Annotated in this window: 28 protein-coding genes and 1 tRNA gene; 8 read left to right on the forward strand and 21 right to left on the reverse strand. The window is 70.2% G+C overall.

All coding sequences use genetic code 11. The features are described 5' to 3' along the window. Positions 1 to 96: 96 nt before the first annotated feature. From VGU03_RS03765 to VGU03_RS03785, 5 genes are all read right to left on the reverse strand, one after another. Complete coding sequence (locus VGU03_RS03765) at positions 97 to 1137, reverse strand: YncE family protein (protein WP_327478774.1); 1041 nt, start codon at positions 1135 to 1137, stop codon at positions 97 to 99. Between the two features lie 84 nt (positions 1138 to 1221). Further along, complete coding sequence (locus VGU03_RS03770) at positions 1222 to 2313, reverse strand: aminopeptidase (protein WP_327478775.1); 1092 nt, start codon at positions 2311 to 2313, stop codon at positions 1222 to 1224. Positions 2314 to 2369: 56 nt separating this feature from the next. Beyond that, entirely contained in the window at positions 2370 to 2747 is a 378-nt protein-coding gene (locus VGU03_RS03775) for a hypothetical protein (RefSeq protein ID WP_327478777.1), read from the reverse strand. Positions 2748 to 2858: 111 nt separating this feature from the next. Then, positions 2859 to 3557: a hypothetical protein gene (locus VGU03_RS03780; RefSeq protein WP_327478778.1), complete on the reverse strand. Its 699-nt coding sequence runs from the start codon at positions 3555 to 3557 to the stop codon at positions 2859 to 2861. Positions 3558 to 3726: 169 nt separating this feature from the next. Next, positions 3727 to 4329: a rhomboid family intramembrane serine protease gene (locus tag VGU03_RS03785; protein WP_327478779.1), complete on the reverse strand. Its 603-nt coding sequence runs from the start codon at positions 4327 to 4329 to the stop codon at positions 3727 to 3729. Positions 4330 to 4452: 123 nt separating this feature from the next. Between VGU03_RS03785 and VGU03_RS03790 the strand changes: the two genes are divergently transcribed. After that, a complete protein-coding gene (locus tag VGU03_RS03790; RefSeq protein ID WP_327478780.1) occupies positions 4453 to 5334 on the forward strand; it encodes a PhzF family phenazine biosynthesis protein in 882 nt (293 codons plus the stop codon). Continuing rightward, positions 5331 to 5804 carry a YaiI/YqxD family protein gene (locus VGU03_RS03795; protein WP_327478781.1) on the forward strand — a complete coding sequence of 158 codons (474 nt, stop codon included), beginning with the start codon at positions 5331 to 5333 and terminating at the stop codon, positions 5802 to 5804. The genes VGU03_RS03790 and VGU03_RS03795 overlap by 4 nt, the downstream gene beginning before the upstream one ends. Positions 5805 to 5950: 146 nt before the next feature. Here the strand turns inward: VGU03_RS03795 and VGU03_RS03800 are convergent, their stop codons facing one another. Next, on the reverse strand, positions 5951 to 6892 hold the full coding sequence (locus VGU03_RS03800; RefSeq protein WP_327478782.1) for an NAD(P)-dependent oxidoreductase: 942 nt from the start codon (positions 6890 to 6892) through the stop codon (positions 5951 to 5953). Between the two features lie 74 nt (positions 6893 to 6966). Next, positions 6967 to 8142 (reverse strand): NAD(P)/FAD-dependent oxidoreductase, encoded by a 1176-nt coding sequence (locus VGU03_RS03805; protein WP_327478783.1) that lies wholly within the window; start codon positions 8140 to 8142, stop codon positions 6967 to 6969. A gap of 79 nt (positions 8143 to 8221) precedes the next feature. Here VGU03_RS03805 and VGU03_RS03810 point away from each other — a divergent pair, with 79 nt between their 5' ends. After that, positions 8222 to 8704, forward strand: a complete 483-nt coding sequence (locus VGU03_RS03810; RefSeq protein WP_327473019.1) for a YajQ family cyclic di-GMP-binding protein — start codon at positions 8222 to 8224, stop codon at positions 8702 to 8704. A 4-nt stretch (positions 8705 to 8708) separates the two neighbouring features. On the opposite strand, the gene VGU03_RS03815 is transcribed toward VGU03_RS03810, so the two are convergent. Continuing rightward, positions 8709 to 9401, reverse strand: a complete 693-nt coding sequence (locus tag VGU03_RS03815; protein ID WP_327478784.1) for a DUF1345 domain-containing protein — start codon at positions 9399 to 9401, stop codon at positions 8709 to 8711. 82 nt (positions 9402 to 9483) lie between these two features. Beyond that, entirely contained in the window at positions 9484 to 9759 is a 276-nt protein-coding gene (locus tag VGU03_RS03820) for a GNAT family N-acetyltransferase (protein WP_327478785.1), read from the reverse strand. Between the two features lie 135 nt (positions 9760 to 9894). Between VGU03_RS03820 and VGU03_RS03825 the strand changes: the two genes are divergently transcribed. Continuing rightward, positions 9895 to 10320 (forward strand): OsmC family protein, encoded by a 426-nt coding sequence (locus tag VGU03_RS03825; RefSeq protein ID WP_327478786.1) that lies wholly within the window; start codon positions 9895 to 9897, stop codon positions 10318 to 10320. A 27-nt stretch (positions 10321 to 10347) separates the two neighbouring features. On the opposite strand, the gene VGU03_RS03830 is transcribed toward VGU03_RS03825, so the two are convergent. After that, complete coding sequence (locus tag VGU03_RS03830) at positions 10348 to 11538, reverse strand: GGDEF domain-containing protein (RefSeq protein WP_327478787.1); 1191 nt, start codon at positions 11536 to 11538, stop codon at positions 10348 to 10350. A gap of 172 nt (positions 11539 to 11710) precedes the next feature. Between VGU03_RS03830 and VGU03_RS03835 the strand changes: the two genes are divergently transcribed. Both VGU03_RS03835 and VGU03_RS03840 read left to right on the forward strand, forming a co-directional pair. Beyond that, positions 11711 to 13603 (forward strand): 3'-5' exonuclease, encoded by a 1893-nt coding sequence (locus tag VGU03_RS03835; protein WP_327478788.1) that lies wholly within the window; start codon positions 11711 to 11713, stop codon positions 13601 to 13603. Between the two features lie 91 nt (positions 13604 to 13694). Next, on the forward strand, positions 13695 to 15185 hold the full coding sequence (locus tag VGU03_RS03840; RefSeq protein WP_327478789.1) for a S10 family peptidase: 1491 nt from the start codon (positions 13695 to 13697) through the stop codon (positions 15183 to 15185). A 129-nt stretch (positions 15186 to 15314) separates the two neighbouring features. Here VGU03_RS03840 and VGU03_RS03845 read toward each other — a convergent pair whose 3' ends face one another. After that, a complete protein-coding gene (locus tag VGU03_RS03845; protein WP_327478790.1) occupies positions 15315 to 16205 on the reverse strand; it encodes a LysR substrate-binding domain-containing protein in 891 nt (296 codons plus the stop codon). Between the two features lie 97 nt (positions 16206 to 16302). On the opposite strand from VGU03_RS03845, the gene VGU03_RS03850 reads away from it, so the two are divergent. Both VGU03_RS03850 and VGU03_RS03855 read left to right on the forward strand, forming a co-directional pair. Then, on the forward strand, positions 16303 to 16890 hold the full coding sequence (locus VGU03_RS03850) for a LysE family translocator (RefSeq protein ID WP_327478791.1): 588 nt from the start codon (positions 16303 to 16305) through the stop codon (positions 16888 to 16890). 17 nt (positions 16891 to 16907) lie between these two features. Beyond that, positions 16908 to 17489: an NADPH-dependent FMN reductase gene (locus VGU03_RS03855; protein ID WP_327478792.1), complete on the forward strand. Its 582-nt coding sequence runs from the start codon at positions 16908 to 16910 to the stop codon at positions 17487 to 17489. 109 nt (positions 17490 to 17598) lie between these two features. On the opposite strand, the gene VGU03_RS03860 is transcribed toward VGU03_RS03855, so the two are convergent. From VGU03_RS03860 to VGU03_RS03905, 10 genes are all read right to left on the reverse strand, one after another. Beyond that, the gene (locus tag VGU03_RS03860; RefSeq protein ID WP_327478793.1) at positions 17599 to 18102 is read right to left on the reverse strand and encodes an acyl-CoA thioesterase; all 504 of its coding nucleotides are present in this window, start codon (positions 18100 to 18102) and stop codon (positions 17599 to 17601) included. A gap of 31 nt (positions 18103 to 18133) precedes the next feature. Continuing rightward, on the reverse strand, positions 18134 to 18622 hold the full coding sequence (locus VGU03_RS03865) for a GNAT family N-acetyltransferase (RefSeq protein WP_327478795.1): 489 nt from the start codon (positions 18620 to 18622) through the stop codon (positions 18134 to 18136). A gap of 48 nt (positions 18623 to 18670) precedes the next feature. Beyond that, positions 18671 to 19762, reverse strand: coding sequence for a redox-regulated ATPase YchF (ychF, locus tag VGU03_RS03870; protein ID WP_327478797.1), 1092 nt, complete (start codon positions 19760 to 19762; stop codon positions 18671 to 18673). 91 nt (positions 19763 to 19853) lie between these two features. Continuing rightward, complete coding sequence (gene pth, locus VGU03_RS03875) at positions 19854 to 20456, reverse strand: aminoacyl-tRNA hydrolase (RefSeq protein WP_327478798.1); 603 nt, start codon at positions 20454 to 20456, stop codon at positions 19854 to 19856. Between the two features lie 54 nt (positions 20457 to 20510). Continuing rightward, positions 20511 to 21161 carry a 50S ribosomal protein L25/general stress protein Ctc gene (locus VGU03_RS03880; RefSeq protein ID WP_327478799.1) on the reverse strand — a complete coding sequence of 217 codons (651 nt, stop codon included), beginning with the start codon at positions 21159 to 21161 and terminating at the stop codon, positions 20511 to 20513. A gap of 146 nt (positions 21162 to 21307) precedes the next feature. Then, positions 21308 to 22246 (reverse strand): ribose-phosphate diphosphokinase, encoded by a 939-nt coding sequence (locus tag VGU03_RS03885; protein WP_327479040.1) that lies wholly within the window; start codon positions 22244 to 22246, stop codon positions 21308 to 21310. 48 nt (positions 22247 to 22294) lie between these two features. Beyond that, positions 22295 to 22371: transfer RNA gene (locus tag VGU03_RS03890), tRNA-Gln, on the reverse strand. Between the two features lie 55 nt (positions 22372 to 22426). Beyond that, the gene (gene ispE / locus VGU03_RS03895) at positions 22427 to 23824 is read right to left on the reverse strand and encodes a 4-(cytidine 5'-diphospho)-2-C-methyl-D-erythritol kinase (protein ID WP_327478800.1); all 1398 of its coding nucleotides are present in this window, start codon (positions 23822 to 23824) and stop codon (positions 22427 to 22429) included. A gap of 4 nt (positions 23825 to 23828) precedes the next feature. Continuing rightward, positions 23829 to 24458: a lipoprotein insertase outer membrane protein LolB gene (lolB, locus tag VGU03_RS03900; RefSeq protein WP_327478801.1), complete on the reverse strand. Its 630-nt coding sequence runs from the start codon at positions 24456 to 24458 to the stop codon at positions 23829 to 23831. Further along, a complete protein-coding gene (locus VGU03_RS03905; RefSeq protein ID WP_327478802.1) occupies positions 24455 to 26203 on the reverse strand; it encodes a tetratricopeptide repeat protein in 1749 nt (582 codons plus the stop codon). The genes lolB and VGU03_RS03905 overlap by 4 nt, the downstream gene beginning before the upstream one ends. Positions 26204 to 26238: the final 35 nt, after the last annotated feature.

Raw genomic sequence — 26238 nt, forward strand, 5'->3', positions numbered from 1 at the left:
GAGCCCGGCTCCGCGCATGCTCCTCGCGGGGGGCTTTTCAAGCACCCGTGGTACGCCACCGCCGCCCATACCCACGGCATGGACGGCGGCAGCGGTTCACGGCCCCTTTCCCACCTCCAGCACGGTGAAGCTGCCGGGCAGCACCGGCGGGCGGTGGTGCTCACCACCCTGCTCCGTGTGCGGCCCGAACTTGGCCGCCGAGAGGAACAGGTGCCCGCTCTTGGGGTCCAGCGCCAGCGTACGCGCCGTGGTCTGCGTGGGCACGGTAGCCAGCACGCGGTAATGGTCGGGGTCGTCCTCGTGCACCACGGTGAGCGTGCCGCTTTCGCCGTTGGAGCTGAAGATGAGGCCGCGCTGGCTGTCGAAGGCAACGGCATCCGGACCCTCGCCGATCGGCACGTCCGCCACGTGGCGGCCGCTGTCGGCATCCAGCACCGTCATCGTCTGGTTGTCGCACACCGAGAACAGGCGCCTGTGCGCCACGTCGATCGCCAGCCCGGACGGCGACTGGCACGGCGCCAGCGACCAGGTCGCGCGGACCGAGGCGGTCTTCGGATCCATTTCGACCAGTTCGCTCTTGTCCTCGATGTTCGCCCAGATGTGGCCGGCGCCATCGCTGACCGCGAACTCCGGCTTGCCCGGCAGCGCGATCGTGGCGAGCTGCTTGCCGCTGGCGGCATCGAACGCCGTGGCGTTGGAGCTGCGCCCGTTGAAGGTGAATACGCGCCCGCTGGCCGGGTCGTAGAGGATCGCGTCGGGATTGACGCCGCTGGCCTTGAGCGTGCCCAGCGTCTTCAGCGTGGCGGTGTCGAAGACCGTCACCTCGCCGCTGCGGCCGTTGCTGATCCAGCCGCGATGGCGGGCCGGCGCGAGCGCGATGCCGTGCACTCCGTCCAGATGCTCGATGCGCCCGACCGGCTTGCCGTCTTCGGCATCGAGTACGACCACTTCGTCGCCGTGGCTCACGTACACGCGCTGCGCGGCAGAGTCGAACGCCAGGTAATCCCAACCCTGGTCGCCGCCCAATACGTAGCGGTGCAGCACGCGGTAGCCGGCGGCAGAGGGGGTCTCGCCTACCGCGGTGGCGCAAAGCAGGCCGAGCGACAGGGCGACGAGCATGCGGGACGGTGCATTCATGGCGGCTCTCCGTGATGGACCCGCCGATGCTGGTGCCTGGGGCTTATCGCGCGCTTATCCGGCCAGCGCCTGTTCCACGGCGGTTTATTGGCCGGCGCCGCCGCCGGGGGGAGTCGTGCCACCAGTCAGAAGATCCAGCGCGCGGTCGCGTTGCTCCCTGGGTTCCCCCGCCAGCGCGCGGGCCGCCGCGTAGAACGCACCCCAGCGCCCCTCGGCCCGCTCGAACAGTACGGCGAAAGCGCCGGTCCAGCGGTCGTACAGGCCGAAGGGGAGCAGCCGCGCGTTGTTGATCGGCGCGGCGACCCAGGCGTCGTAGCGGTGGTCGCCGGGCCAGCGGGTGTCGCGCCAGCGGGCGTAGCGGCGGCGGAAGGCCTCGATCTGTGCCTGCTTGCCGCGCGCCAGCGCCGCCAGATCGTGCGTGCTCGCATACAGCCGCTGCAGCCTCCCGCGCAGGTCCAGCACCAGCCCGGTGAAGTCCCGATCCATCGCCTGCCCGTGCGGATCCGGTGGCGGCAGGCCGCGTGCCTTGCGCCACTGGCGCAGGCCCTCTTCCCCTACGAAGCTGGCGAAGGATTCGTTGAAGGCGGTATCGCCCTTGACGTAAAGCCGCTGGTGCGCCAGTTCGTGGAAGATCGTGCTGGCCAGTTCGTCGTCGTCCCAGCGCAGCATGCTGGAAACGATGGGGTCGGCGAACCAGCCCAGGGTCGAGTACGCCGGCACCGGGCCGATCCACACGTCGTCGCCTTGCGCCTTCAACTGGGCCGCCCGTGCCTGCGCCTGGGCCGGATCGAAATAGCCGCGGTAGGCCACGCAACCGGCGATCGGAAAGCACTGCGGCACGGCCTCGACGGCATAGGGCGGCGTGGCGAACACGTTCCACGCCACGTAGGGACGCTGCAGGTCGACGTAGCTGGTGTAACTGCGATTGCGCGGCAGGTCCAAATGCGTCGAGGCGAAGGCGCGCGCCTGCTCGGCCAGCCGCAGGCGCGAAGCCAGCGCCGGGTCGGTGCCGCCATCGCCCAGCACCCGGGCGATCGGCCGTCGGTGCATGAGCAGCGATGCCTCGCCATGGGCCACGTGGACGTAGTAGCGCAGGCTGCTGCATGCCGCCAGCGGCAGGCATGAAACGAGGACGGCCAGGCGCGCGAGGCGCCGCGGGAAGAGCGCAAGCGGCATGCCGCGATTGTGCCAAAGCCCGTGTTCCGCGACCGCGGCGCGCGGCCGGCGCCCATTCAGTGGCGATCTTCGTCGTGGAAATCGCGCCTGTCGCCGCGGCCGCGCCGTTCGACCGGGGCGCGCTCGTCGCGGCTCCAGTGGCGCTCGCCGCGCCAGTCGCGGTCGCGTCCTCGGTAACGATCGGAATCGTGGTACCAGGTGCCGCTGATGCCTACGCTCACGCCCGGCGCATAGCAGCAACCGCCGTAGCCCCAGCCGGGGCCGTAGTAGCCGGAGTAGTAGTCCGGCTCGTAGATCACTGCGGGGCCTTCGCCGTAGTAGGCATCGCCCTGGTAGCCGTTGCTGCGCACGTAGCTGTAGCCGGGGTCGTAGTAGCAGCCCGACAGCGCCGCCGTGCCCAGCGCGAGCGCCAACCCTGCAAGCATGCGTTTCATGGCTCACCTCCGTGACTCGACGTCACGGATCCACGCTAGTGGCGATGGTTTGAATGAGCCCTGAGCGTTGCGCCCGGAGAATGTCCGGGCGCGACGCGGGAGAAAGCCGGCTCAGGCCTTGGGACCGCGCTGGCCCACGTGCACCGGGATAGTGGTCTTGGGTGCATCGCTGGGCAGGCCCGGACTGGCCGGCGTATGCACTGCCGAGTTGCCATGCGGCTGCGCCGCGGGGTTGCCTGCGTTCTGCCTGTTGCGCTCCTGTTTGGCCTCCAGCAGTGCCTGGATGTGCGCTACCGCCTCTTCCGGACTGATGTGCTTGGCCGCCGGTGCAATCGTTTCCTTGCGCGCTGCTGGGCCGGCCGACGGGCCACCGGCCCCGCCGCTGCGGGCCGCCGCCTTGCGTGCCGGCGAAGCGGCCTTCCTGACGGCGCTTGCTGCTGCCGGCTTCCGGTTGCCGGCAGCCTTCTTCCCGGCCGCCGGCCTGGCTGGCGTATTGGCAGCCTTTGCTGCTGGCCTGGCGGCCTTCCCCGGGGCGGCCTTCAGGGCTGCCTTTCCTGGGGCGGCCTTCTTCGGAGCGGCCTTCGCAACGGCCTTCTTTGCCGCCGCCTTCTTGGCGGGTGTGTTCTTGGCTGCGGCCTTGCGCGTGGCCGTCTTCGCGCCAGCCTTCCCTGCGGCCGGCCGGGCGGCGGTCTTGTGGATCGCGGTCTTGATGCCGGCCTTCTTGGCCGCGGCCTTCTTGGTCGCGCCACTGCCGGCGGCTGCCTTCTTTGCCGCGGATTTCTTCGCGGCCGACTTGCGGGTCGTTGCCATGCGTCATCACTCCTGCGGTGGTCTGTGCAGCCTTGCCCGCATTGCCGTGCTTCACGCACGCGGCGGAAAGACCTGCGCTCCCAGTATTGCGCGAGCGCCTGCCGCTGTCATGCGCGATCGCGTCAAGACCGCCGCCCAGTTCAGGCTGCGGAACAACTGCGATGGCCCCTCACATGCGCGGGCTGGAAAGCTCCGCTAGGAAGTACCCGAACACCCGCGGCTCGACCAGCAACGTGACCACCACGCCGTAGGCCGCGCCCCACAGGTGCGCGCTGTGGTTGATGTTGTCGCGCCCGGAGCGGTCCATGTAGATCGAGTAGCCGACATAGAGCACGGCGTAGAGGATCGCCGGCATCGGCACCACCAGCACGATGATGCGCGACCAGGGCGACAGCAGGATGAAGGAGAACAGCACGGCCGACACCGCGCCGGAGGCGCCCAGGCTGTGGTAGTTCGGATTGCGGCGGTTCTTCAGGTAGGTCGGCAGGATCGAGACCAGCAGGCCGCCCAGATAGAACAGCAGGAAGCCCAGTCGCCCGAGCTCGGCGGTGTAGAACTGCTCCATCAGCCGGCCGAAGAAATACAGCGTGAGCATGTTGAACAGCAGGTGGCCGAAATCGGCATGGACCAGGCCATAGGTCACCAGCCGGTGGTATTCGCGATGGCGCTGGATCGCCGGCGGCCACAGGATCAGATCGTCCATCAGCCTGGGCTTGTTGAAGGCCAGGAAGGAGACGATGCAGGTGACGGCGATGATGGCCAGGGTGAGCATGCGCGAGGCTTCCTCGATCGGACAGACCCGCCATCTTGGCGGCGGCGAGGCGGCTTGTCGACGCACCCTGCATGCACGGCGCTATCATGCGCGCCTTTATCCGCCCGTCCCCTACGGATACGCATGCAACCGATCCGCTACCTGCATTTGGACGTCTTTGCCGCCAGTTGCGGCGGCGGCAACCACCTGGGCGTGGTGACCGACGCACGAGGCTGGAGCGAGGGCGACATGCAGCGCTTTGCGCGCTGGACCGCGCTGGTGGAGACCACCTTCCTGCTGCCGCCTTCGGTGGCCGGCGCGAGCTACCGCGTGCGCATCTTCACCCCGCAGCGGGAGATCCCCTTCGCCGGCCACCCCAGCATCGGCAGCGCGCACGCCGTGCTGGCCTGCGCCCTGGCGGAGCCGGTCGACGGGCTGCTTTGGCAGGAATGCGGCGCGGGCCTGCTGCCGATCCGCGTCGAAGGCGAAGGCCACTCGCGCGACCTGCTGCTCAAATCGCCGGGCGAACGCGTGCTCGCCACCGGCCGCGATGCGCATCCGCTGCTCGATGCCTCGCTCGCCGGCGTGGAACTGGGCGCGTTGCCGCCCGCACTGGTCGACGGCGGACGCCGCTGGTGGCTGGCCGAGATCGCCGACGAGGCCAGCCTGCGCCACTGGTCGCCCGACCACAGTGCGATCGGCGCGCTGGCCCGCGCCAGCGACAGCATGGGCCTGTGCGCCTTCGCACGCAGCGCCTCGGCGGACCATCAGCTCGTCGTGCGCGCCTTTCCCGCCGGCGTGGGCATCGTCGAGGATCCCGCTTCGGGCGCAGCCAACGGCCTGATCGCGGCCTACATCGCGCAGGCCGAGCCGCACGGGCCGCTCGCGCGCGGCTACACGATCAGCCAGGGACGCGAGATGGGCCATGACGCGCGGTTGCTGGCGCGCATCGAGCCGGCGGCGACCTGGGTAGGCGGCCGCGCGCACACCGTCGTCGACGGCGTGCTGAATTGGACCCGGGCATGAGCGAGCCGCCGCGCATCTGGGTGGACGCCGACGCCTGCCCCGCACCGATCAAGGACATCCTGTTCCGCGCCGCCGACCGCGCGCAGGTGATAGTGACGCTGGTGGCCAACCAGGCCTTGCGCACGCCGCCATCGCGCTGGGTGCATTCGATCCAGGTCGCCGGCGGCTTCGACGTAGCCGACGACGAGATCGTGCAGCGCCTGGCCGCGGGGGACCTGGTGGTGACGCAGGACATCCCGCTGGCCGCGCAGGCCATCGACAAGGGGGCGCTCGCCCTGCACCCGCGCGGCGAGCTGTACACCCGCGAGACCATCGCGCAGCGGCTTTCGATGCGCAATTTCATGGACGAGCTGCGCGGCGCCGGCGTGGATACCGGCGGCCCGGCGGCCTTCCACGCGCGCGACCGCCAGGCCTTCGCCAACCAGCTCGACCGTTGGCTGCAGCAGTCGGCGCGCCGGCCGCCGGGATAACCTCGCGGACGCCCGCCGTCCTTCGGACGCATCGCCGATGCCCGACGTCCGCTTCCAGCACACCGGCCTGCCCGGGCTGGACCTGACGTGCGCCGACACCGCGCGCAGCTTCCCGCCGGACACGCGCGGCGGCGTGAGCGCCAGGCTCAGTCCAGGTGCGCGCGCCGCGCGGCCACCTGCGCCAGGGCGGCCCAGTCCAGCCCCTCGCCGCCGCCGGCCAGTGCCTCGATCAGGGCGTCGCGCACCACGCCGGCGAACGGCAGCGGCACCCGCGCCGCCTCGCCGGCGGCGAGCGCGAGGTTGACGTCCTTCAGGCCCAGCGGCAGGGCGAACCCGGGCGGCGCATAGCGGCCTTCGGCGATCAGCCGGCCGTAGCCCTGGTAGGCGGGTGCGGCGAACAGCGTGCCGGTCATGATCTGGAGGAAGTCGGCCGCCTCCACGCCATGCGCGCGGGTCAGCGCGCTGGCCTCGGCCATGCTCTCGATCGCGGTGGCGAGCATGAAGTTGCCGGCCAGCTTGACCACGTTCGCCCGCTCGGGCACCTCACCCACGGGCCAGATGCGGCTGCCCATCGCCTCCAGCAACGGACGCACGGTCTCCACCACGGCGGCATGCCCGGCGACCACGATGTTGAGCTTGGCCGCCGCGGCCATGTCGGGCCGGCCGAACACCGGCGCGGCCACGTAGCCCAGGCCTCGCCGCGCATGCTCGGCGGCCAGCTCGCGCGCCAGCGCTACGGAAATGGTGGCGTGGTTGACGTGGATGGTGCCGCGGTCCATTTCCTCGAGCAGGCCGCTGTCCAGGAACACCTCGCGTACCGCCTGGTCGTTGGCCAGCATGCTGTGCACGACCTCGCCCTGCACCGCCCGCCCCGGAGTGCGCGCGACCCTGGCGCCGAGCGAGGCCAGCGGCTCGCCGGCAGCCTCGGAACGGTTCCACACGGTCAGCGCGTGACCGGCGGCGAGCAGGTTGCTGGCCATGGCGCTGCCCATGGCGCCCAGGCCGAGGAATCCGATGTTCATGCGTCTCTCCTGCGAATGCCTTCGACCCGATCCCGCGCTCCCGGCGAAGGATGAAGCCGTTCGCACCGAGCCTAGCGCTGGTCAGCGTGGACGTCGAAGCGTCCAGTCCATCACGCGCGGCGTTGATGGCATGCGAACCGCTATACCGCCTCGCCCGCGGCATGTCCCGACGCCCAGGCCCACTGGAAGTTGTAGCCGCCCAGCCAGCCGGTCACGTCGACCACCTCGCCGATGAAGTACAGCCCCGGCACGAGCTTCGATTGCATCGTGCTGGAGGAAAGCCCGTCAGTGTCCACGCCGCCCAGCGTGACCTCGGCGGTGCGGTAGCCCTCGGTGCCGCTGGCGACCAGCGGCCAGTCGTTGAGTCGCGCGCCGATCGCGGCCAGCTCCGCTTCGCGGTACTGGCGCATCGGCCGGTTGCCAAAATCGAGTTCGCACAGGCGCTGTGCCAGGCGCTTGGGCAGCACATCCGCCAGCACGGTCTTAAGCTCCGCCGCCGGCCGCGTCGCGCGCTGGACAGGCAGCCAGTCGGCCGCGTCGCGGTCGGGCAGCAGATCCAGCCGCAGCTCCCCGCCCGGCTGCCAGTACGAGGAAATCTGCAGGATCGACGGCCCGCTGACGCCACGGTGGGTGAACAGCAGGCCGCCGCGGAAGGACTGCCGCCCGCTGCGCGCCTCGGCCGGCAAGGCCACGCCGGCCAGGTCTGCGTAGCGCTCCTGGTGCTTGCCGCTCAACGTCAGCGGCACCAGCCCCGCGCGCGTCGGCAGTACGACATGGCCCAATTGCCGCGCCAATTCGTAGCCGAACCCGGTCGCGCCCATGCTGGGGATCGACAGCCCGCCGCTGGCGACGACCAGCGCCTCGGCGTGCACGTCGCCGCGTGCCGTGGCCACGCTGAAACCCGCTTCGCCATGGCGCACGCGTTCCACCGCGCAACTGGTTTCCAGCCGCACGCCGGCGGCCGCGCATTCGTCCAGCAGCATGCGCACGATCTGCTTGGAGGAGTCGTCGCAGAACAGCTGGCCAAGCTCCTTCTCGTGGTAGGCGATGCGGTGTTTCTCGACCAGGGCGATGAAGTCGGCCGGCGTGTACCGCGCCAGCGCCGACTTGGCGAAATGCGGGTTGGCCGACAGGTAGTTGGCCGGGGTCACGCCCAGGTTGGTGAAATTGCAGCGCCCGCCGCCGGACATCAGGATCTTCTTGCCCGGCTTGTTGGCGTGGTCAAGCACCAGCACGCGCCGGCCGCGCCGGCCGGCGGTGATCGCGCACATGAGGCCGGCGGCGCCCGCGCCGATGACGAGTACGTCGGTTTTCATGGGGTCGCAGCGGCTTCGAAGGCGCGCATTATCGCCGAGCGCTTACACTTTCCGCTCCCGTACCCAAAGGCGCACATCCATGCCCTCCTTCGACGTCGTCTCCGAAGTGGACAAGCACGAACTGACCAACGCGGTCGACCAGGCCAACCGCGAGCTGGCCAACCGCTTCGACTTCAAGGGCACCGATGCGGCCTACGAACTGGACGGCTACGTGATCACCCAGCGCGCGCCCAGCGATTTCCAGCTGCAGCAGATGCTGGACATCCTGCGCGGCCGCCTGACCAGCCGCAAGATCGACATCCGCGCGCTGGACGTGGCCGAGCCGGAAGTGAACCTCGCCGGCGCGCGGCAGAAGATCACCGTCAAGCAGGGCATCGAGCAACCCATCGCCAAGAAGCTGATCGCCGAGCTCAAGGCGGCCAAGCTCAAGGTCGAGGCGCAGATCAACGGCGACAAGCTGCGCGTGACGGGCAAGAAACGCGACGACCTGCAGCTGGCCATCGCGCAGCTGCGCAAGTCGCCCACCGAACTGCCACTGCAGTTCGACAACTTCCGCGACTGAAAACTCAGCTGCCCATGCCGGCGAGGATGTTCACGCTGGCGGCGATGATGAAGACGTTGAAGAAGAACGCGATCACGCTGTGCAGCAGGGCCATGCGCCGCAGCTCGCGGCTGGTGATCTGCACGTCCGATACCTGGAAGGTCATGCCGATCACCAGCGCGAAGTACATGAAGTCCCAGTAGTCGGGATGCTCGGTCTGCGGGAAATCCAGGCCTCGGTGCTGGCTGCCGAAATCGCCGTAGTAGCCGTGCGCGTAGTGCTGCGCGAACATCGTGTTGATGAACAGCCACGACAGCACCAGGGTCAGTGCCGCCGGGAGGATCGCCGTCACGCCGCCGCTCTTGCTGGCGTGCAGTTCGTTGGTCAGCGCCACCAGCACCACGCCGGTCAGCACCAGCGCGCTGCCCAGCACGCCCCAGCGGCCGGTATCCATGGCGCGCGCCTGGCTGTGCATGTGCTCGGGCGTCGACCGGGCGAACAGCTGCCCGAGCGCCACCAGGTAGACCAGGGCGCCGGCGTCGAACCCGAGCAGCACCGCGCTGCGCGGGAGTGTCCCGGCGAGCACCAGCGAACCGGTGGCCAGCACGAAGACCGCGCCGGACAGGCTCAGCCGCGGTCGTGCGCGCAGATGGTGCAGCGGCCGCCAGCGCCAGCGCCGGCGGGGTGGAACGAGGGTGTCGTCGATATCCCGGGGCAAGGGACTTTCTCCATGGGTTCGGTGCCGCGGCGCGTGGCCACGCTGGCGTACCGATCTGGCGCCGCGGGTGGCCGCGAGTGTATCAGGCGCGCAGGTCGGCAAATTCCGGATGGCGGCGCAGCCAGGCCGCCGCGTAGGAGCAGGCAGGCACCACCTTCAAGCCTTCGGCGCGGGCGCTTTCCATCGCCGCCCGGGTCAGCGCCGCCGCGACGCCGCGGCCTTCCACCGCCGGCGGCACGCCGGTGTGGGTGATCGTCATGGAGCCGCCGGCCAGGCGGTAGTCGAGCACGCAAAGCGCGCCATCGACGCGCGTCTCGAAGCGCTGCGCGCTGCGATCGTGGCGGATGTCCAGGTCCATGCGCCCTCCTCGAGGCAAACGCCGAGCATACGTCCGCACGGGGAAAAGCGCCCGTGAAGCCAGTCCCGCGCCGCATTCGCACCTCGTGCATGGCACGGCGGACACACTTTGGCGCTCACTTCACGGGAGAACGCCATGAAGAAATCCGCATCCGCCGTCTGGACCGGCGGCCTCAAGGACGGCCAGGGCACCATGTCCACCGGAACCGGCGTGCTGCGCGAGGCGCCCTACGGCTTCAAGTCCCGCTTCGAGGACGGTCCGGGCACCAATCCGGAGGAGCTGATCGGCGCGGCGCTCGCCGGCTGCTACTCGATGGCGCTCTCGCTGGGCCTGGGCAACGCCGGGCTCACGCCGGAGCGGATCGAGACTCGCACCCAGGTGACGCTGGACAAGCAGGGCGACGGCTTCGCCATCACCACGATCGCGCTTGAGTGCCGTGCCCGCGTACCGGACGCCGACGCCGGCACGTTCGAGCGCATCGCCCAGGAGACCAAGCAGGGCTGTCCGGTCTCCAAGGTGCTGCGCGCCGAGATCTCGCTGGACGCCAAGCTGGAGGACTGAGCGCCCTCGGCCGGGCGCGCGCCGGCCTCAGGCCGACACTGATCCGGCCATCTGCAGATCGGCCGCCATCACGCGGTTGCGTCCTGCGCGCTTGGCTCCATACAGCGCGGCGTCGGCGCGGTGCAGCAGCGCGTTCACATCGCGCTCGCCCGGCCGCGGGGCGGCCACGCCGATGGACACGGTCAGCTGCAGCACGTGCCCATCGACCAGCAGCGGCGTGGATTCGACCGTGCAGCGGATGCGCTCGGCCAGCACCAGCGCCTGCTCCATGGAGGTGTCGGGCGCCAGCACCACGAACTCCTCGCCGCCGACCCGGCCGACCACGTTGGCGGCGCGCAACGTCGTGCGGATGCTGCCGACCAGCGCCAGCAGCACCTTGTCGCCGCCGCCGTGGCCGAAGCGGTCGTTGACGCTCTTGAAGTGGTCGGCATCGATCATCAGCACGCCCAGCGGGCGTCCGCTGCGGTTCGCCTGGGCCAGCAGCCGAGTGGCCGTCTCGTTCAGCGCCAGGCGGTTCTGCACGCCGGTGAGCGCGTCGACGCGGGCCAGCTGGTACAGCTCGCGCTGCAGGGTTTCGTTGTAGAGCAGCAGGAAGGCGATGCTCAGGAACAGCGGCTGCATGCCCGACAGCAGCACGTACAGGTAGTTGACCGTGTCGGGCTGGATGACGTCGGCCGGCGGGTTGAGGTCGAACCACAGCTGGCCGTTGCGCCACAGCAGCAGCAGTGCCGAAAGCGTGTGCAGCATGAGCAGTATCGCCCGCGCCCGCGTGGCGCGGCGCAGGCCGCCCTGCAGCAGCGCCTCCATGCGCAGCCAGATCAGCGCCACGATCGCGATGGAGCCCCACACCACGCGCAGGCGGTAATCCGGCTGCACCACACCGAACCAGCCCACGCCCAGCCAGCCGATCACGCCGATCGCCAGCGCCGATCGCCAGCGCAGCGGCGCTCCCAGCAGCTTGCGCAGGGCCACCACCGCCATGCCATGCGCCAACAGGTTGAGCGCATTGCCGCCCAATAGCAGCTGCGCCGGATGCAGCCAGGCCTGCGCGGCCAGCATGGCCCAGCCGCCCGATTCCACCGCCAGCGCGCCGGCCCGCAGTTTCAGCGCGTCGCGGGCGGCGCCCGGGCCGCCCTGGGTACCCGCCCACAGCATCGCCGCCAGCGCCAGCGACTGGATGGCGCTGATGAGCGACAGGGTTTCGATGTGCATGGGCATGGACGGGCTCTCCCCCGCGCCCGGACGTGGCGATCGGTCTGCCGCAGGCTTCCTAAGCTTGCCCGCGGGGACCCTCCGTCGCCCGTCCTATCGGCGCTGGCGGTGCCGACTTTAGCGTTGACAGTGGCCTTGAGTCCGCTACTTTTCCCGCAAAATACCCAACGGAAGCCGAATGGCCACGCTCATCCCCACCCGCAACAGCTGCCTGCCGCGCATGACTGCGGGCGAGAAGCGCTTCTCCGAGCGGCTGGAGCAGAAGCTGGAGGACGACTACCTGCTCTGGTACGACGTGCCGGTGGGCCTCAAGCAGCGCCACCCTGACTTCGTGGTGTTCCACCCGCGTCGCGGCCTGCTGGTGCTGGAGGTGAAGGACTGGAAAGCCGAGACCATCCAGCACGCCGACAGCACCCAATTCACCCTGGTCACCGAGCGTGGGCTGGTGAAGGAGAACCATCCGCTGCTGCAGGCGCGCGCCTACGCGCTGGAGATCGGCGTGGTGCTGGAGCGCGACCCGGCGCTGCGATTCCCGCCCGGCCATCGCCACGCCGGCAAGATCATCATGCCCTGGGCCTGGGGCGTGGTGCTGGCCAACATCAGCCGCAAGCAGTTCGAGGACGGCGGGCTCGACGCGGTGATTCCGCCGCACCTGGCCATCTGCCGCGACGAGTTCTACGAGTCGGTGGAATCGGAAGACCTGCAGGAACGGCTGTGGGCGATGTTCCCCCAGGTGTTCCCGGTGGCGCTGACCCTGCCGCAGATCGACCGCGTGCGCTGGCACCTGTTTCCCGAGCTGCGGGTGGAGTCCGGCAGCGGCCAGTTCGGCCTGTTCGGGCCGACCGACGCGGCGGTGCGGCCGCTTGAGATTCCGGAACTGGTCAAGGTGATGGACGCCCAGCAGGAGCAACTGGCCCGTTCGCTGGGCGACGAGCACCGCATCATCCACGGCGTCGCAGGCTCCGGAAAGACCATGATCCTGGGCTTCCGCGCCATGCAGCTGGCGCGCACGATGAGCCGGCCGATCCTGGTGCTCTGCTACAACAAGACCCTCGCCGCGCGGCTGGAGCAGCTCATCGGCGAGCGCGGCCTGGCCGAGAAGGTGCAGGTCTACAACTTCCACAAGTGGTGCCGCGCGATGCTGACGGCCTACCACGTGGAGCTGCCGCCCCGCAGTCAATCAAAGGACGGGGGAGGCGACCGCTTTTTCGAGCAGATGGTCGAGCGGGTGATCGACGGCGTCGACCGCGGCCAGATCCCCCGCTTCCAGTACGGCGCGGTGCTCATCGACGAGGGCCACGACTTCGAGCCTGACTGGTACAAGCTGATCGTGCAGATGATCGACCCGGCGACCAACTCGCTGCTGGTGCTCTACGACGACGCGCAGAACATCTACGGCAAGGCCGACCGGCGCAAGGTGAGCTGGAAGAGCCTCGGCGTCCAGGCGCAAGGCCGCACCACCATCCTCAAGCTCAACTACCGCAACACGCTGGAGATCCTGGCGGTGGCGCGCGGCTTCGCCAACGAACTGCTGGCCGAGCGCGCCGACGACGAGGACGGCGTGCCGCTGGTCGCCCCGGAAAGCGCCGGCCGGCGCGGCGCGCTGCCGGAGCTGATCCGCGTGGAGACCGCGCCCGCCCAGCTCACCGTGCTGATCGCCCAGCTGCGCGACGAGCACGCGCACGGCCGGCCGTGGTCGGACATGGCGGTGATCTTCCGCAACCAGTGGGAGGGCGAGAAGCTCGCCCAGGCGCTGGAGCGCGAGGGCATTCCCGCCCGCCTGGCCGAAGGCACGGGCAAGGGCGCGCTGTTCGCCGTGGGCGACACGGTCAAGCTGGTCACCATGCATTCGAGCAAGGGTTTGGAATTCCCGTTCGTGATCATCCCCGGGCTGGGTTCGCTGCCCAAGGACGGCAAGGACGAGGCCGAGGAGGCGCGGTTGCTCTATGTGGCGATGACCCGCGCCACCGAGCGGCTGGTGCTGATCCACCACGACGAATCGGTCTTCAGCAAGCGCATCCGCGATTCGATCAACCAGGTGCAGGAACAGCTCGTCGCCTTGCCGGCCTGAGGGCATGGGAATGCTCCCATGCCTTTGGGCACGCTCCAGCACCCCTGGCAGCCGCTAGGCTGGTCGCTTCCGCAACCAGGGGACTCCACACGTGCGCAAGACCCTCCAGGCCACCCTGCTGGCCGCCTCGCTGCTGGCCGGCGTCGCCGTTCCCGCCTTCGCCGCCGACAAGCCCGCCGCCGAAGCCGGCCACGGCGACTACCACCTGCCGCCCCTCCCCGCCGACGCGCACGTGCAGCAGACCGCGCAGATCGACGGCCGCACGCTCAAGTACACGGTCACCGTGGGCTCGCTGCCGGTGCGCGATGAAAAGGGCAACACCGTGGCCGAGGTGGTATTCACGGCCTACACCATGGGCGGCGGCGACCGCCCGGTGACCTTCGCGCTCAACGGTGGCCCGGGCGCTTCCTCGGTGTACCTGAACCTGGGCGCGATCGGCCCGAAGCGGGTGAACTTCGGCGTCGAGGGCAACAACCCTTCCGATCCGGCCACCCTGCACGACAACCCCGGCAGCTGGCTGCCCTTCACCGACCTGGTGTTCATCGATCCGGTCGGCACCGGCTTCAGCCGCGCCCTGGTCGACGACAAGAAGGCCACCGAGCTCTTCTACAGCACCGACAGCGACATCCACTACCTCTCGCGCATCGTCTACGACTGGCTGGTCGCCCACCGCCGCATGCAGTCGCCCAAGTACCTGGTCGGCGAAAGCTACGGCGGCTTCCGCGGCCCGCGCATCACCGACTACCTGCAGACCCAGCTGGGCGTGGCGATGAAGGGCGTGGTGCTGGTCTCGCCCTACCTCGATCCGGCCGCGTCCGACGACGAGAACGTTTCGCCGCTGCCCTGGATGCTGACCCTGCCCTCGATCGCCGCCGCGCACCTGGAGCGCGAGCACCGGCTCACCCCCGAGGCGATGGCGCAGGTGGTCCAATACACCCGCGGCGAGTACGCCACCGACCTGATGCGCGGCCGCTCCGACCCGCAGGCGACCGAGCGGGTGATCAAGAAGGTGACCGAGCTGACCGGACTGGACCCGCTGTTCGTGCGCCGTTCCGGCGGGCGCCTGGAAACCCAGGCCTACCTGCGCGAGGTCTACCGCGCCGAGGGCAAGCTGGGCAGCCGCTACGATTCCAACGTCACCGCCTGGGACCCATTCCCCTACGCGTCCCGCCAGCGCACCGGCGATCCGATCCTGAACGGCATCATCGCGCCCACCACCACGGCGATGGTCGACTTCGTCACCCGTACCGTCGGCTGGAAGTACGACGGCCGCTACAACGCCCTCAGCTACGAGGTGAGCAAGCTGTGGCACGAGGACGAGGACGCCAACGCGGGCTCGGTGGCGCAGCTGCGGGAGTCGGTGGCCAACGATCCGGGCCTGCGCGTGCTGATCGCGCACGGCTGGGACGACCTCTCCTGTCCGTTCATGGCCTCGGTGCTGATCGTCGACCAGATGCCGGCGATGGGCGATCCGACCCGCGTGCAGGTGAAGAGCTATCCCGGCGGGCACATGTTCTACGCTCGCCCGGACAGCCAGGCGGCGCTGCTCAAGGACGTCAAGGCGCTGTACGGCGCGAGGTGATGTAGCGCGTGGCAGGCAGGGATCGCGGCGCGCCATGCCGGGATCCGTCGCCGCAGCTAGGTCGGTGCCATCGATGCTACCAGGCCGCCGCTCTCGCGGCCTGTCGCCGGTGACGTGCGCGGCGACGCCTCAGCGTCCGGCAGCCTGCCAGCGTAGCCAATCGATCACCGCGGCCAGTGCAGGACGCGGCCGCGCGGCGTTGGGGCGCACGATCCAGTAGGACGGCCCCAGTGGTAGCTCCAGCGTACCGAAAGGGCGCAGCAGCACACCGCTCGCCACGTCATCGGCGGCCAGCCGGTGCCGCGCCAGCGCCACGCCCTGGCCCTGCTGGGCAGCGCGCAGCACCAGGTCGGACGAGGCATAGCGCGCACCACCCTGCAGCACGAGGCCGGCGGGCCCGTGGGCGCGGCGCCACAGTTCCCACGCGGCCTGCGGATCGCGGTCGTGCAGCAGGCGCAGCCCGGCCAACTGGGCCGGCCGGGACGGGCGGCCGTGACCACGCCAGCAGGCCGGGCTCATCACCGGGTACAGCACGTCGTCCATCAGCGGCTCGCAGTGCAGCTCGGGCCACGGGCCGACGCCCATGCGGATGGCCAGGTCGATGCGGCCGTCCTCGAATCCTTCCAGCTTCTGGTCGACCTGCACCGACAGTTCGATCTTCGGATGCGCCGTTTCGAACGCCGGCAATCGCGGCAGCAACCAGCGGATCGCGAAGGAGGGCGTGGTCGACAGCGCGACCGCGTGGGCCGGCCGTACCTCGCGCAGCGCGGCGACCGCCTGCTCGATCTCGCGCAGCCCCGCGCCGACCGCCTTGCCCAGCGCCTCGCCCTGCGGCGTGAACACCAATCCGGCCCGGCCTGCGCCGGCGTGCAGCAAGGGCACGCCCAGCCAGCGCGCCAGTTCGCCCAGGTGGCGGCTCACCGAGGAGTGCGACATGCCCAGCTCGCGCGCGGCCGCACGCACGCCCCGGTGCCGGTAGACCAGGGCGTAGGCGCGCAGCGCGTTCAGGGGCAAGTCCATGGTCGAAATTCTAGACCATAGGCTGCCGCACGCAGACCAGCCTCCGAGGCGATCCTGTACCCGCCGCACAGGATGCAGCGACCGCATCGAGGACCCCATGCACGACCTGCTCGCCGTTGCCGGGCTGCTGTTCGCCGCAGCCGCCACCCCGGGACCGAACAACCTGGTGGTTCTGCACGAAGCCGGGCGCGGCGGCATGCGCGCCGCGGGTGCGGCGATCGGCGGGATCGTGCTGGGCGGGCTGGCGCTGTTCGCCGCGGCCGCAGCGGGCCTGGGCGGCGTACTGGCCCGCCACGGCGGCGCGCGCACCGCGCTGGGCGTGGCCGGTGCGCTCTACATGGGCTGGCTGGGACTGGGACTGGTGCGGATACACGGCATGACAAGCCGCGCCGCGACGGCCCTGCCCACCGGCATGCCGGGCCTGTTCGGTTTCCAGTTCCTCAATCCCAAGGGCTGGGCGATGGCGCTGACGGTGGTCGCCGCCTGGCCTGCCACGCGCGCAGCCGACTACCTGCCGCTGGCGTTGCTGTTCACCTTTGTCCCGCTCGTCTGCCTGCTGCTGTGGGCCATGGGCGGCCGATGGCTGGCCACGCGCCTGGCCTGCCCGCGCTTCCGCCGGCGCGCCGATGCCGCCATGGGCCTGTTGCTGCTGGCAAGCGCGGCGCTGCTGCTGGCCGGCCTTTGATCCCCAAGGAGAGACCCATGACCGACCGTCCCATCCGCGTCCTGTGCCTGGCCGGCAGCCTGCGCCGCGGCTCCTGGAACCGCCGCCTGCTGCATGCCGCCGCCACGCTGGCGCCACCCGCGGTGGCGGTCGAGGTCTTCGACGCGCTGGCCGCCGTGCCGCTGTTCGACGAGGATCTGGAACTGGCCGGTCCCGAGGGACCGGCCGGCGTGCACGCCTTGCGCGCCGCGATCGCGGCAGCCGATGGCCTGCTGATCGCCACACCCGAGTACAACCATGCGATGCCCGGCGCGCTGAAGAACGCGCTGGACTGGCTGTCGCGGGAAAGTCCCCAGGGCGAGATGCTGGCCGGGCGGCCGGCCGCGGTGCTCGGCGCGAGCGCCGGTCCCTGGGGAACGCGGCTGGCACAGGCCTCGCTGCGCCAGGTGCTGCATACCTGCGGAGCCCTGGTGATGCCCTCGCCCACGCTCTTCGTCGCGCACGCCGGGCAGCGCTTCGATGCGCAGGGCCGGCTCGCCGATCCCGGCCTGCAGGCGTCACTGTCGCGGTTCATGGCGGCATTCGCGGCGTGGATCGAGCGCGTAGCCGTGGCTGCGTGAGGCCTGGGCGACCTGCGATGAACCGTGCGCGCCTGCCGGCCGCGCGCCTGCTCGGCCCGCTGCCCTGCCCGCCCTGGCTGGAACGACACCTGTGGCGGACGTCGGCCGGCTAAGCGTCGACCACCGGCACGGCCTCCGGCCGCAGCGCGACCACCTGCTGCTCCATCGTCTTGGACATCTCCATCAGGCGGCGGGCGTAGTCCTGCAGGCGCCGGTCCTCATCGTTGCCCGGCTCCCAGCGCGGCACCGGCGTGGGTTTGCCGTCGGGGCTGTCCAGCGCCACGAACACCATCACGCAGCTGGTGGCCAGGCGCTGCTCGCCCTTGCGCAGGTCGCGCGCCAGCACGTCGACCGCCAGGTGCATGCTGCTGGTGCCGGTATGGATCAGCCGCGCGCGCACGCTGACCAGGTCGCCGATCAGGATCGGCGCGATGAACTGGATCCCGCTGACCGACACCGTCACGCAGTAGGCGCCGCTCCAGCCCACCGCGCAGGCGTAGCCGGCCTGGTCGATCCATTTCATGGCCATGCCACCGTGCACCTTGCCGCCGAAGTTCACGTCGGTGGGCTGGGCGAGGAAGCGGAAGGTGACTTCGTTCTGCTGGCCGGGCATGGCGGTCCTGTCCTGGTCGGGTGGCTGGCGATTATGCCCGCGCAGGCCGGCGCGGGGCTTCCAGCGCCATCGGCGTGCTGCGGATGCCGTTGGGCGAGAGGCCTTCGGGCCCTGTGGCTGCAAAGCCGAAACGCACATACACCGGCACCGCCATGCGCGTGGCGTTGAGGGTGAACCGGCGCGTGCCGGCGCGGCGCACCGCATCGGCCATCGCCCGCTGCCACAGCCGACGCGCGATGCCGCGCCCCTGCCAGCGGGTGCCGACGAAGAAGTGGACCAGATGGCTGTCCCCGCGCATCGCCGCGATGCCGACCAGCGTCCCGTCCACCCAGGCGAGGTGGAAGCGCTGGCCGTCGCGCATGCGTTCACGCAGCGTCCGCGTGCCGAGCCGTTCCAGCAAGGCCAGGCCGGCGGCCGGCTCCTGCTCGGGCAGGATCCAGCGGCGTGCCACCCGCCGCGCCAGCCGGCTGACGGCTTGGACGTCCTCGGGCCTTGCCAGGCGCAGTTGCAGGTCGGGCATGCGCCGATCAGACCATCGGCGCCGCTCCGTGCGCAAGGCCGCGCGGGCTCAGACGTTGAACAGGAAGTGCAGCACGTCGCCGTCCTTGACGACGTAGTCCTTGCCTTCCTTGCGCAGGCGCCCGGCCGCGGCGGCGCCGGCTTCGCCCTTGTACTGGATGAAGTCGTCGTAGGCGACCGTTTCGGCGCGGATGAAGCCGCGCTCGAAGTCGGTGTGGATCACGCCGGCGGCCTGCGGCGCGGTGGCGCCCTTCTTCACCGTCCAGGCGCGCACTTCCTTGACGCCCGCGGTGAAGTAGGTCTGCAGGTTGAGCAGCTTGTAGCCGGCGCGGATCACGCGGTTCAGGCCCGGCTCGTCCAGCCCCAGGTCCTTGAGGAACTCGTCGCGGTCGGCGTCGTCCAGCTGCGCGAGTTCTTCCTCGATCGCCGCGCACACCGGCACCACCTCGGCGCCCTCGGTGGCGGCGCGCGCGCGCACGGCATCCAGGTGCGGATTGTTCTCGAAGCCGTCCTCGCGCACGTTGGCGATGTACATCAGCGGCTTCAGGGTGAGCAGGAACAGGTCGCGCACCAGCGCCTTCTCGTCGTCGTCCAGATCGACGCTGCGCGCGGACCTGCCTTCGTTCAGCGCGGCGGCGAGCCTGGCCAGCACCGGCTTCTTGGCCAGCGCTTCCTTGTCGTTGGCCTTGGCGGCTCGCTCGGCGCGGTTGAGCGCCTTCTCGACCGAGTCCAGATCGGCGAGCGCGAGCTCGGTGTCGATCGTCTCGATGTCGGCGATGGGGTCGACCTTGCCGGCCACGTGCACGATGTCGCTGTGCTCGAAGCAACGCACCACGTGCGCGATGGCGTCGACCTCGCGGATGTGCGCCAGAAACTTGTTGCCCAGGCCCTCGCCCTTGGAGGCGCCGGCGACCAGGCCGGCGATGTCGACGAACTCGACCGCGGTCGGCACCACCTTCTGCGGATTGACGATGGCCGACAGCGCGTTCAGCCGCTCATCGGGCACCGGCACCACGCCCACGTTCGGCTCGATCGTGCAGAACGGGAAGTTCGCGGCGGCGATGCCGGCCTTGGTCAGCGCGTTGAACAGGGTGGACTTGCCGACGTTGGGCAGGCCGACGATGCCGCATTTGATGCCCATGGGGTGACTCCGGGGAACGGGGAACGGGGAACGGGGAACGGGGAACGTGTGGATCAGGATGAGGCGAAACGGTGCGGCTCTTGCGGGCGCCTCACGTTCCCCGTTCCCCGTTCCCCGTTCCCGCGGTATGTAGCTGCTGCATCGCCTTGTCGAACTGTCCGGCCACCGCCAGCGGGAGCACGTCCAGCGCGCGGGCGATGCCGTCGAGGATCGCATCCTCGTCCTGCGCGGAGGGCTTGCCCAGCACCCAGGGCGTGACCTTGTCCTTGTGGCCCGGATGGCCGATGCCGATGCGCAGGCGGTGGAACTTGCCGTGGCCCAGATGCGCCATGGTGTCGCGCAGGCCGTTCTGTCCGCCGTGGCCGCCGTCGAATTTCATGCGCACGGTGCCGGCAGGCAGATCCAGCTCGTCGTGCGCCACCAGGCACTCGTCCGGCTCGATCTTGTAATAGCGCAGCGCGGAGGCGACCGCGATGCCGCTCTTGTTCATGAAGGTCGCGGGCTTGAGCAGCCACACACTATCGCCGCCGATGCGCACGCGGCAGGCCTCACCGTGCAGCTTGCCGTCGAAGGCGAAGCGCTCGCCCTGCCCCGATGCGAGGGCGTCAACAAACCAGAACCCGGCGTTGTGCCGGGTTCGGAGGTATTCGGCACCGGGGTTGCCCAGGCCGACGATGAGTCGCAAACCAGCCATGCGATAAGCCGATGGCCCGGCATCCCGCGCGCGGCGGGATGCCGGACGCAAGGCTTACTTCTTCTCGGCGGGCTTGGCTTCGCCCTCGGGCGCCGCCGCGGCTTCGGCAGCCGGCTCGGCCTCTTCCTTCACCGTGTTGGCGGTGACCACGGCGATGTCGTGGTCCGCACCCAGGTGCAGCGAGGGAACTTCCACGCCCTTGGGCAGCTTGACCTGCGACAGATGGACGATCTCGCCGGGCTTCAGGTCCACCAGGTCCAGTTCGATGAACTCGGGCAGGTCCTTGGGCAGGCAGGACACTTCCACTTCCGTCAGGTTGTGCGAGATCACCACGCCGGAGGTCTTGCCGGCCGGAGACTTCTCCTGGTTGAGGAAGTGCAGCGGCACGTTCACGCGCACCGCCTCGTTCTCGTTGATGCGCAGGAAGTCCATGTGCAGCATCTGCTGCTTGAACGGATGCTTCTGCCAGTCGCGCACCAGCACCTTCTGCACCTTGCCGTCGACGTTCAGGTCGAGGATGGAGGAGAAGAACCACTCGTGCTTGGCGGCGAGCAGGATGGTGTTGTGCTCGATCTGGATGCTCTGCGGCGGCTGGTTCGCGCCGTAGACGACGGCAGGCACCATGGCGGCACGACGCAGGCGGCGGCTCGCACCTTTCCCCTCGTCGTTGCGGCTCTGGGCCTTGATTTCATGAGTCTGGGCCATTGCTTGTTACTACCTTAGGTTGTGTTTGCCCGCCTCGCAGCGGACGGGTGACTTCCCCGCGACCAGGGAAGTCCGTTACTTCCACGCGGCATCCATGCCGCGAAAAGCGAAGTTCAAAAACCGCCCATCCTGGGCGGACTCTTAACTCAATCCACGTAAAGCGAACTCACCGACTCGCCGAAGGCGATGCGGCGGATCGTTTCGGCCAGCAGCTCGGCGACCGAGAGCTGGCGGATCTTGCCGCAGCTCTGCGCCTCTGGGCGCAGCGGCAGCGTGTTGGTGACCACCAGCTGGTCGAGCTGGGAGTTCTCGATGTTGCCGATCGCAGCGCCGGAGAGCACCGGATGCACGCAGTAGGCGACCACCTTGCGCGCGCCGCGCTCCTTCAGCGCCGCGGCCGCGGCGCACAGCGTGCCGGCGGTGTCGACGATGTCGTCGACCAGCACGCAGGTCTTGCCGTCCACCTCGCCGATGATGTTCATCACCGTGGCCACGTTGGCCTTGGGGCGGCGCTTGTCGATGATCGCCAGGTCCGCGTCGTCCAGCCGCTTGGCGATCGCGCGGGCGCGCACCACGCCGCCGACGTCGGGGCTGACCACGATCAGGTCGTCCATCGAGTGGTTGCGCCAGATGTCCGCCAGCAGGATCGGCGAGGCGTAGACGTTGTCCACCGGGATGTCGAAGAAGCCCTGGATCTGGTCGGCGTGCAGGTCGACCGTGAGCACGCGATCCACGCCGGAGGTGCCGATCATCTTGGCCACCATCTTGGCGGTGATCGGCACGCGCGCCGAGCGCGGGCGGCGGTCCTGCCGGGCGTAGCCGAAGTACGGCATCACCGCAGTGACGCTGGCGGCGGAAGCGCGCTTGAGCGCATCGACCAGGGTCAGCAGCTCGATCAGGTTCTCCGCGCTCGGCGCGCCGGTCGGCTGCAGCACGAACACTTCCTGGCGGCGCACGTTCTCCTCGATCTCGACCTGCACCTCGCCGTCACTGAACTTGCCGACCAGTGCCTTGCCCAGGGGTACGCCGAGCCGGTGCGCCACATCGTCGGCCAGGGCGCGATGGGCATTGCCGGTGAAGAGCATCGGGGTGGACGTGTCCACAGTGGTTCCTCAATTGGCCATCTTTTGGAATGGCTGGGGCGGCAGGATTCGAACCTGCGCATGCGGGAATCAAAATCCCGTGCCTTAACCAGCTTGGCGACGCCCCAGTGTTTCGTTTTGGCGAGCCCCGTCCTGGTGGCCTGCCGACCTTCTCATCCGCACTCACTGCCCCGGCGAGGCGATCCTGCCGCGCTGGCGCGCCAGCGCCGCCTGCAACGGCGATGCATCCACGCCCTCGGCCAGTTGCGCCGCGAACTGCGCGGGACATTGCCGCACCAGCTTTCGCGCCTGCGCGAGCGAGGCGGTTTCCAGGAACACGCACCCGCCGCTGCCGGAAAGCCGGGCGCGGCCGAAACGCGAAAGCCAGTCCAGCGCCGCGGCCACCCCAGGGTGTCGCGCGCGCACGACCGGCTCGAACGCGTTTTCCGCCGTTTCGCCGGAAACAAAGGACGAAATTGTCGCCCGGGGTGCATTTCGTGTCAATTCAGGCGCTTGAAACAAGGCCGCGGTGGGCACGTGTTCGCGGGGATCCAGCACGACGTACCAGCGCCGTGGCAGTGCGATGGGCGTGAGCCGCTCGCCCACGCCTTGGCCCCAGGCCGAACGGCCGCGCACGAACACCGGCACGTCCGCGCCCAGCCGCTGCGCCAGGGCGGCCAGCGCGTCCTCGTCCAGGCCGCAGCCCCAAAGGTGGTTGAGCGCCACCAGCACGGTGGCCGCGTCGGAACTGCCGCCGCCGAGCCCGCCACCCATCGGGATGCGCTTGTCCAGCGCGATCTGCGCGCCGAGCGCCAGGCCGGCTTCCGCCTGCAGCAGCCGCGCGGCCCGCACCGTCAGGTCCGACTCGGCGGGCACGCCCGGCAACTCGCCGGCGCGCGTGATGGCGCCGTCGGCACGCACGCGCAGGCGTACTTCGTCGCCCCAGTCGAGCAGGCGGAACACCGTCTGCAGTTCGTGGTAGCCGTCGGCGCGGCGGCCGACGATGCGCAGGAACAGGTTGAGCTTGGCCGGCGCCGGCCAGGCGGTCCACTCCTCGCGGGCCGGCGGCGCCAGCGTCCGCGACATGAACATCCGCAGCGCGTCGGGAAAGCCGTTTTCCCGGTCGCGGTCGCGGGCGTAGGCGAAGGCGGCATCGGCCTTGTCCACCGCCACGAAGCCATGCTTTGCGTAGAACGGCGCGTTCCACGGCACGTCCGCCAGCGTACCCAGGTCGACGCGCGCGTAGCCGGCGGCACGCGCCCAGCCGCACGCATGCTCGAGCAGGGCCGCACCGATGCCGCGGCGGCCATGATCGGGAAGCACGTCGATTTCGGCGATGCCGATGGCGCCGCCGCCAATCTCGTCGTCCAGCCATACGAAGCCGACCGGCGTGCCGTCCTGCAACTGGGCGACCCACACCAGACCGCGCGCGATGGCCGCTTCCAGCAGGTCCGGCGGCAGCGCCATGGCGGCATAGGAAGGCCACGCACGATGGCCACGGAACAGCTGCACCGCCGCGCGCTCGATGGCGCACAACACGGGGACCTGCGCCGGCACGGCGCGTGCGATGGTCACCGTCACGGCTTCAGCGTCCGCAATCGGCGCACGGCGCCGGCGCAAGGCGGAAGCTGTCGATCGACAGCTTCACTTTGTATGGCGGCTGGCTGGCGAAGACCTTCTGCGGCAGCGGCGGCTGGCGGGACAGGTCCCAGGCGCGGTAATCGACCGCCCAGCCGTCCTGCTGCAGCAGCGCCGGCAGCTCGTGTTCGCCGAAGCTCAGCTCGGCCGCCCCGCCGGGCGCACGCAAGCCGAGCACCCAGGCGCGCAGTTCGCGCAGCGGCACCTCCCAGCCCAGCGCCCTGCGCATCAGCGTCTCGGCATCCGGACCACGCAACGGCCCGCCCTCGACGCCTTCGAGCACCGCTCCGTCCGGGCCGCCGCTCAACCGGAAACTCTTGCCCGTGATCGGCGCGCGCAAGTCGAAGTCGTAGCGCTCGCCATTCTGCGTCCAGGTCAGCGTGCCGCTGCCGCCGTCGTGGCCGTCCGAGACGGCCAGGTGGCCCTCCAGCGTCCAGCCTTCCACGCCGGCCAGCTGCCTTTCGCGCGCGGCCTGCGCCGCCAGCGCGGCCTGGTCGGCCGGCTTGCGCACCGGCACCGGCGCGCAGGCGGCGAGCAGCAGCCCGGCTGCCGCGCCCATCAGGACCAGCCGCCTCATGGCTCGAGCCGCTGCACGGTCTTGTGGAGGTTGGCGTTGTTCGGGTCCAGCTTGCGCACCTGTTCGAACACCTGCCGGGCATCCTGGCGCTTGCCCAGCTTCCACAGCACCTCGCCCAGGTGCACGCCGACGTCGGCATCCCGCGCGGTGCTCCAGGCCTGGCGCAGCGAGCGGGCCGCCTCGTCCAGGTGGCCCAGGCGGTATTGCAGCCAGCCCCAGGAATCGGCGATGGCCGGGTCGTGCGGCTTGGCCGCGCGCGCCACTTCGATCAACTTCTTCGCCTCGGGCAGGTCGCGGCCGGCATCGGCGAGGGTGTAGCCCAGCGCGTTGCTCGCATCCACGTCGTCGGGCTTGATCTTCAGCAGGTGGCGGAAATCGGCGACCGCCTGGTCGATCCGGCCGGCCTCGGCATAGGCCAGGCCGCGGCCGTAGAGCAGGCCCGGATCGTCCGGCAGCACCTGCAGGGCGTGATCGTAGGCCTTGGTCGCCTGCGCGTAGCGCTGCTCGCGCATGTACAGCTCGGCGTCGGCCTGCCAGGCGCGGCGCAGCTGCTCGGGCTGATCGAGGTAGGCGGTCTCCAGCTGCTCCAGCAAGGCGTGCGCGTCGGCCAGCTTGCCCTGGGTGTGCAGGATCACCGCGCTGCGCAGGTCGGCGTCGAAGGCGTGCGGGTCCTGGTCGCCCACCTGGTCGTACCAGGCCAGCGCCTCGTCTTTGCGGTCCTGCATCTCGGCCAGCTGGCCGAGCAGGAAAGTGTTGCCGTCGCGCACGTCGGGCGGCGCCTGCCTGAGCTGGCGGTACAGCCGCGCGATGGCCTTCTGGTCGTGCGCCTGCGCGGCCAGTGCCGCGCGCAGGGCGTAGGTCTCGGCGCTCTGCGGCCCGTTGTCGAGCAGTCTGGCGGCCGCGGCATAGTCGCCGCCCTGGCTGAGCAGGCTGGCGTAGGTCAGGCGCAGGCGCACGTCGTTCGGCGACCGGGCCAGCGCCTGCTCGAGCAGCGCAGTCGCACCCTTGCGGTCGCCGGCCTTGAACTTCAGCTGCGCCGCCCAGGCGTAAGTCTCGGTGTCGTGGAAGCGCGTGACCGCGGCATCGGCCAGCCGCATCGCGTAGTCGGGCCGTCCCAGCTTGTCGCCAAGCTCGCTCATCGCCAGCCAGGCCTTGGGGTCGGCAGGCAGCCGCGCGGGCGTGGCCATGGCTTCGAGCAGCCCTGCCGCCTGGGCGGGGTCGCGCGCGCCGACCAGGGCGCGGCCGAAGCGGCGCCAGGCGTGCGCATCGCCACTGCCGACCAGGCGTTCCAACTGCTCGCGTGCGCCGGCGCTGTCGCCGGTGGCCAGCGCCAGCTCGGCCTGCGCCTGGGCCAGGTCGGCGGTACTGGCGCCGAGCGCCTTCCAGCGGCCGATCGCGCGCTGCACGGCCGCTTCGTCACGCACCGCCAGCGCCAGTTCCACCGCGCGCTGGGCGACGTCGGGGTCGTCCGACAGGGCCATGGCGCGGCCGTAGCGGGCGGACGCTTCCTTGAGGTCGTTGCGGGTGAGCGCCATTTCCCCGGCCAGCAACTGCGCCAGCAGGTCGTGCTCGGCATCGGGCGTGACCACGGTCAGCCGGTCCAATGGCTGCTTGGGCGCCGGCGTGGAGGCGTGCGGCCCGGGCATGCCGGCGCAGGCGGCCAGGCCGAGCGCACAGCCGGCCGCGCCAGCAAATTGCCGCAGTTGCTTGAACTTGGTCTTCACGCTCAGCACACTAGTTGCCATCCCATCGTCCGTCCTGGCCGTACCCAACCGCCACA

The sequence above is a fragment of the Frateuria sp. genome (assembly GCF_035944355.1).
GTDB lineage: Bacteria > Pseudomonadota > Gammaproteobacteria > Xanthomonadales > Rhodanobacteraceae > Frateuria_A.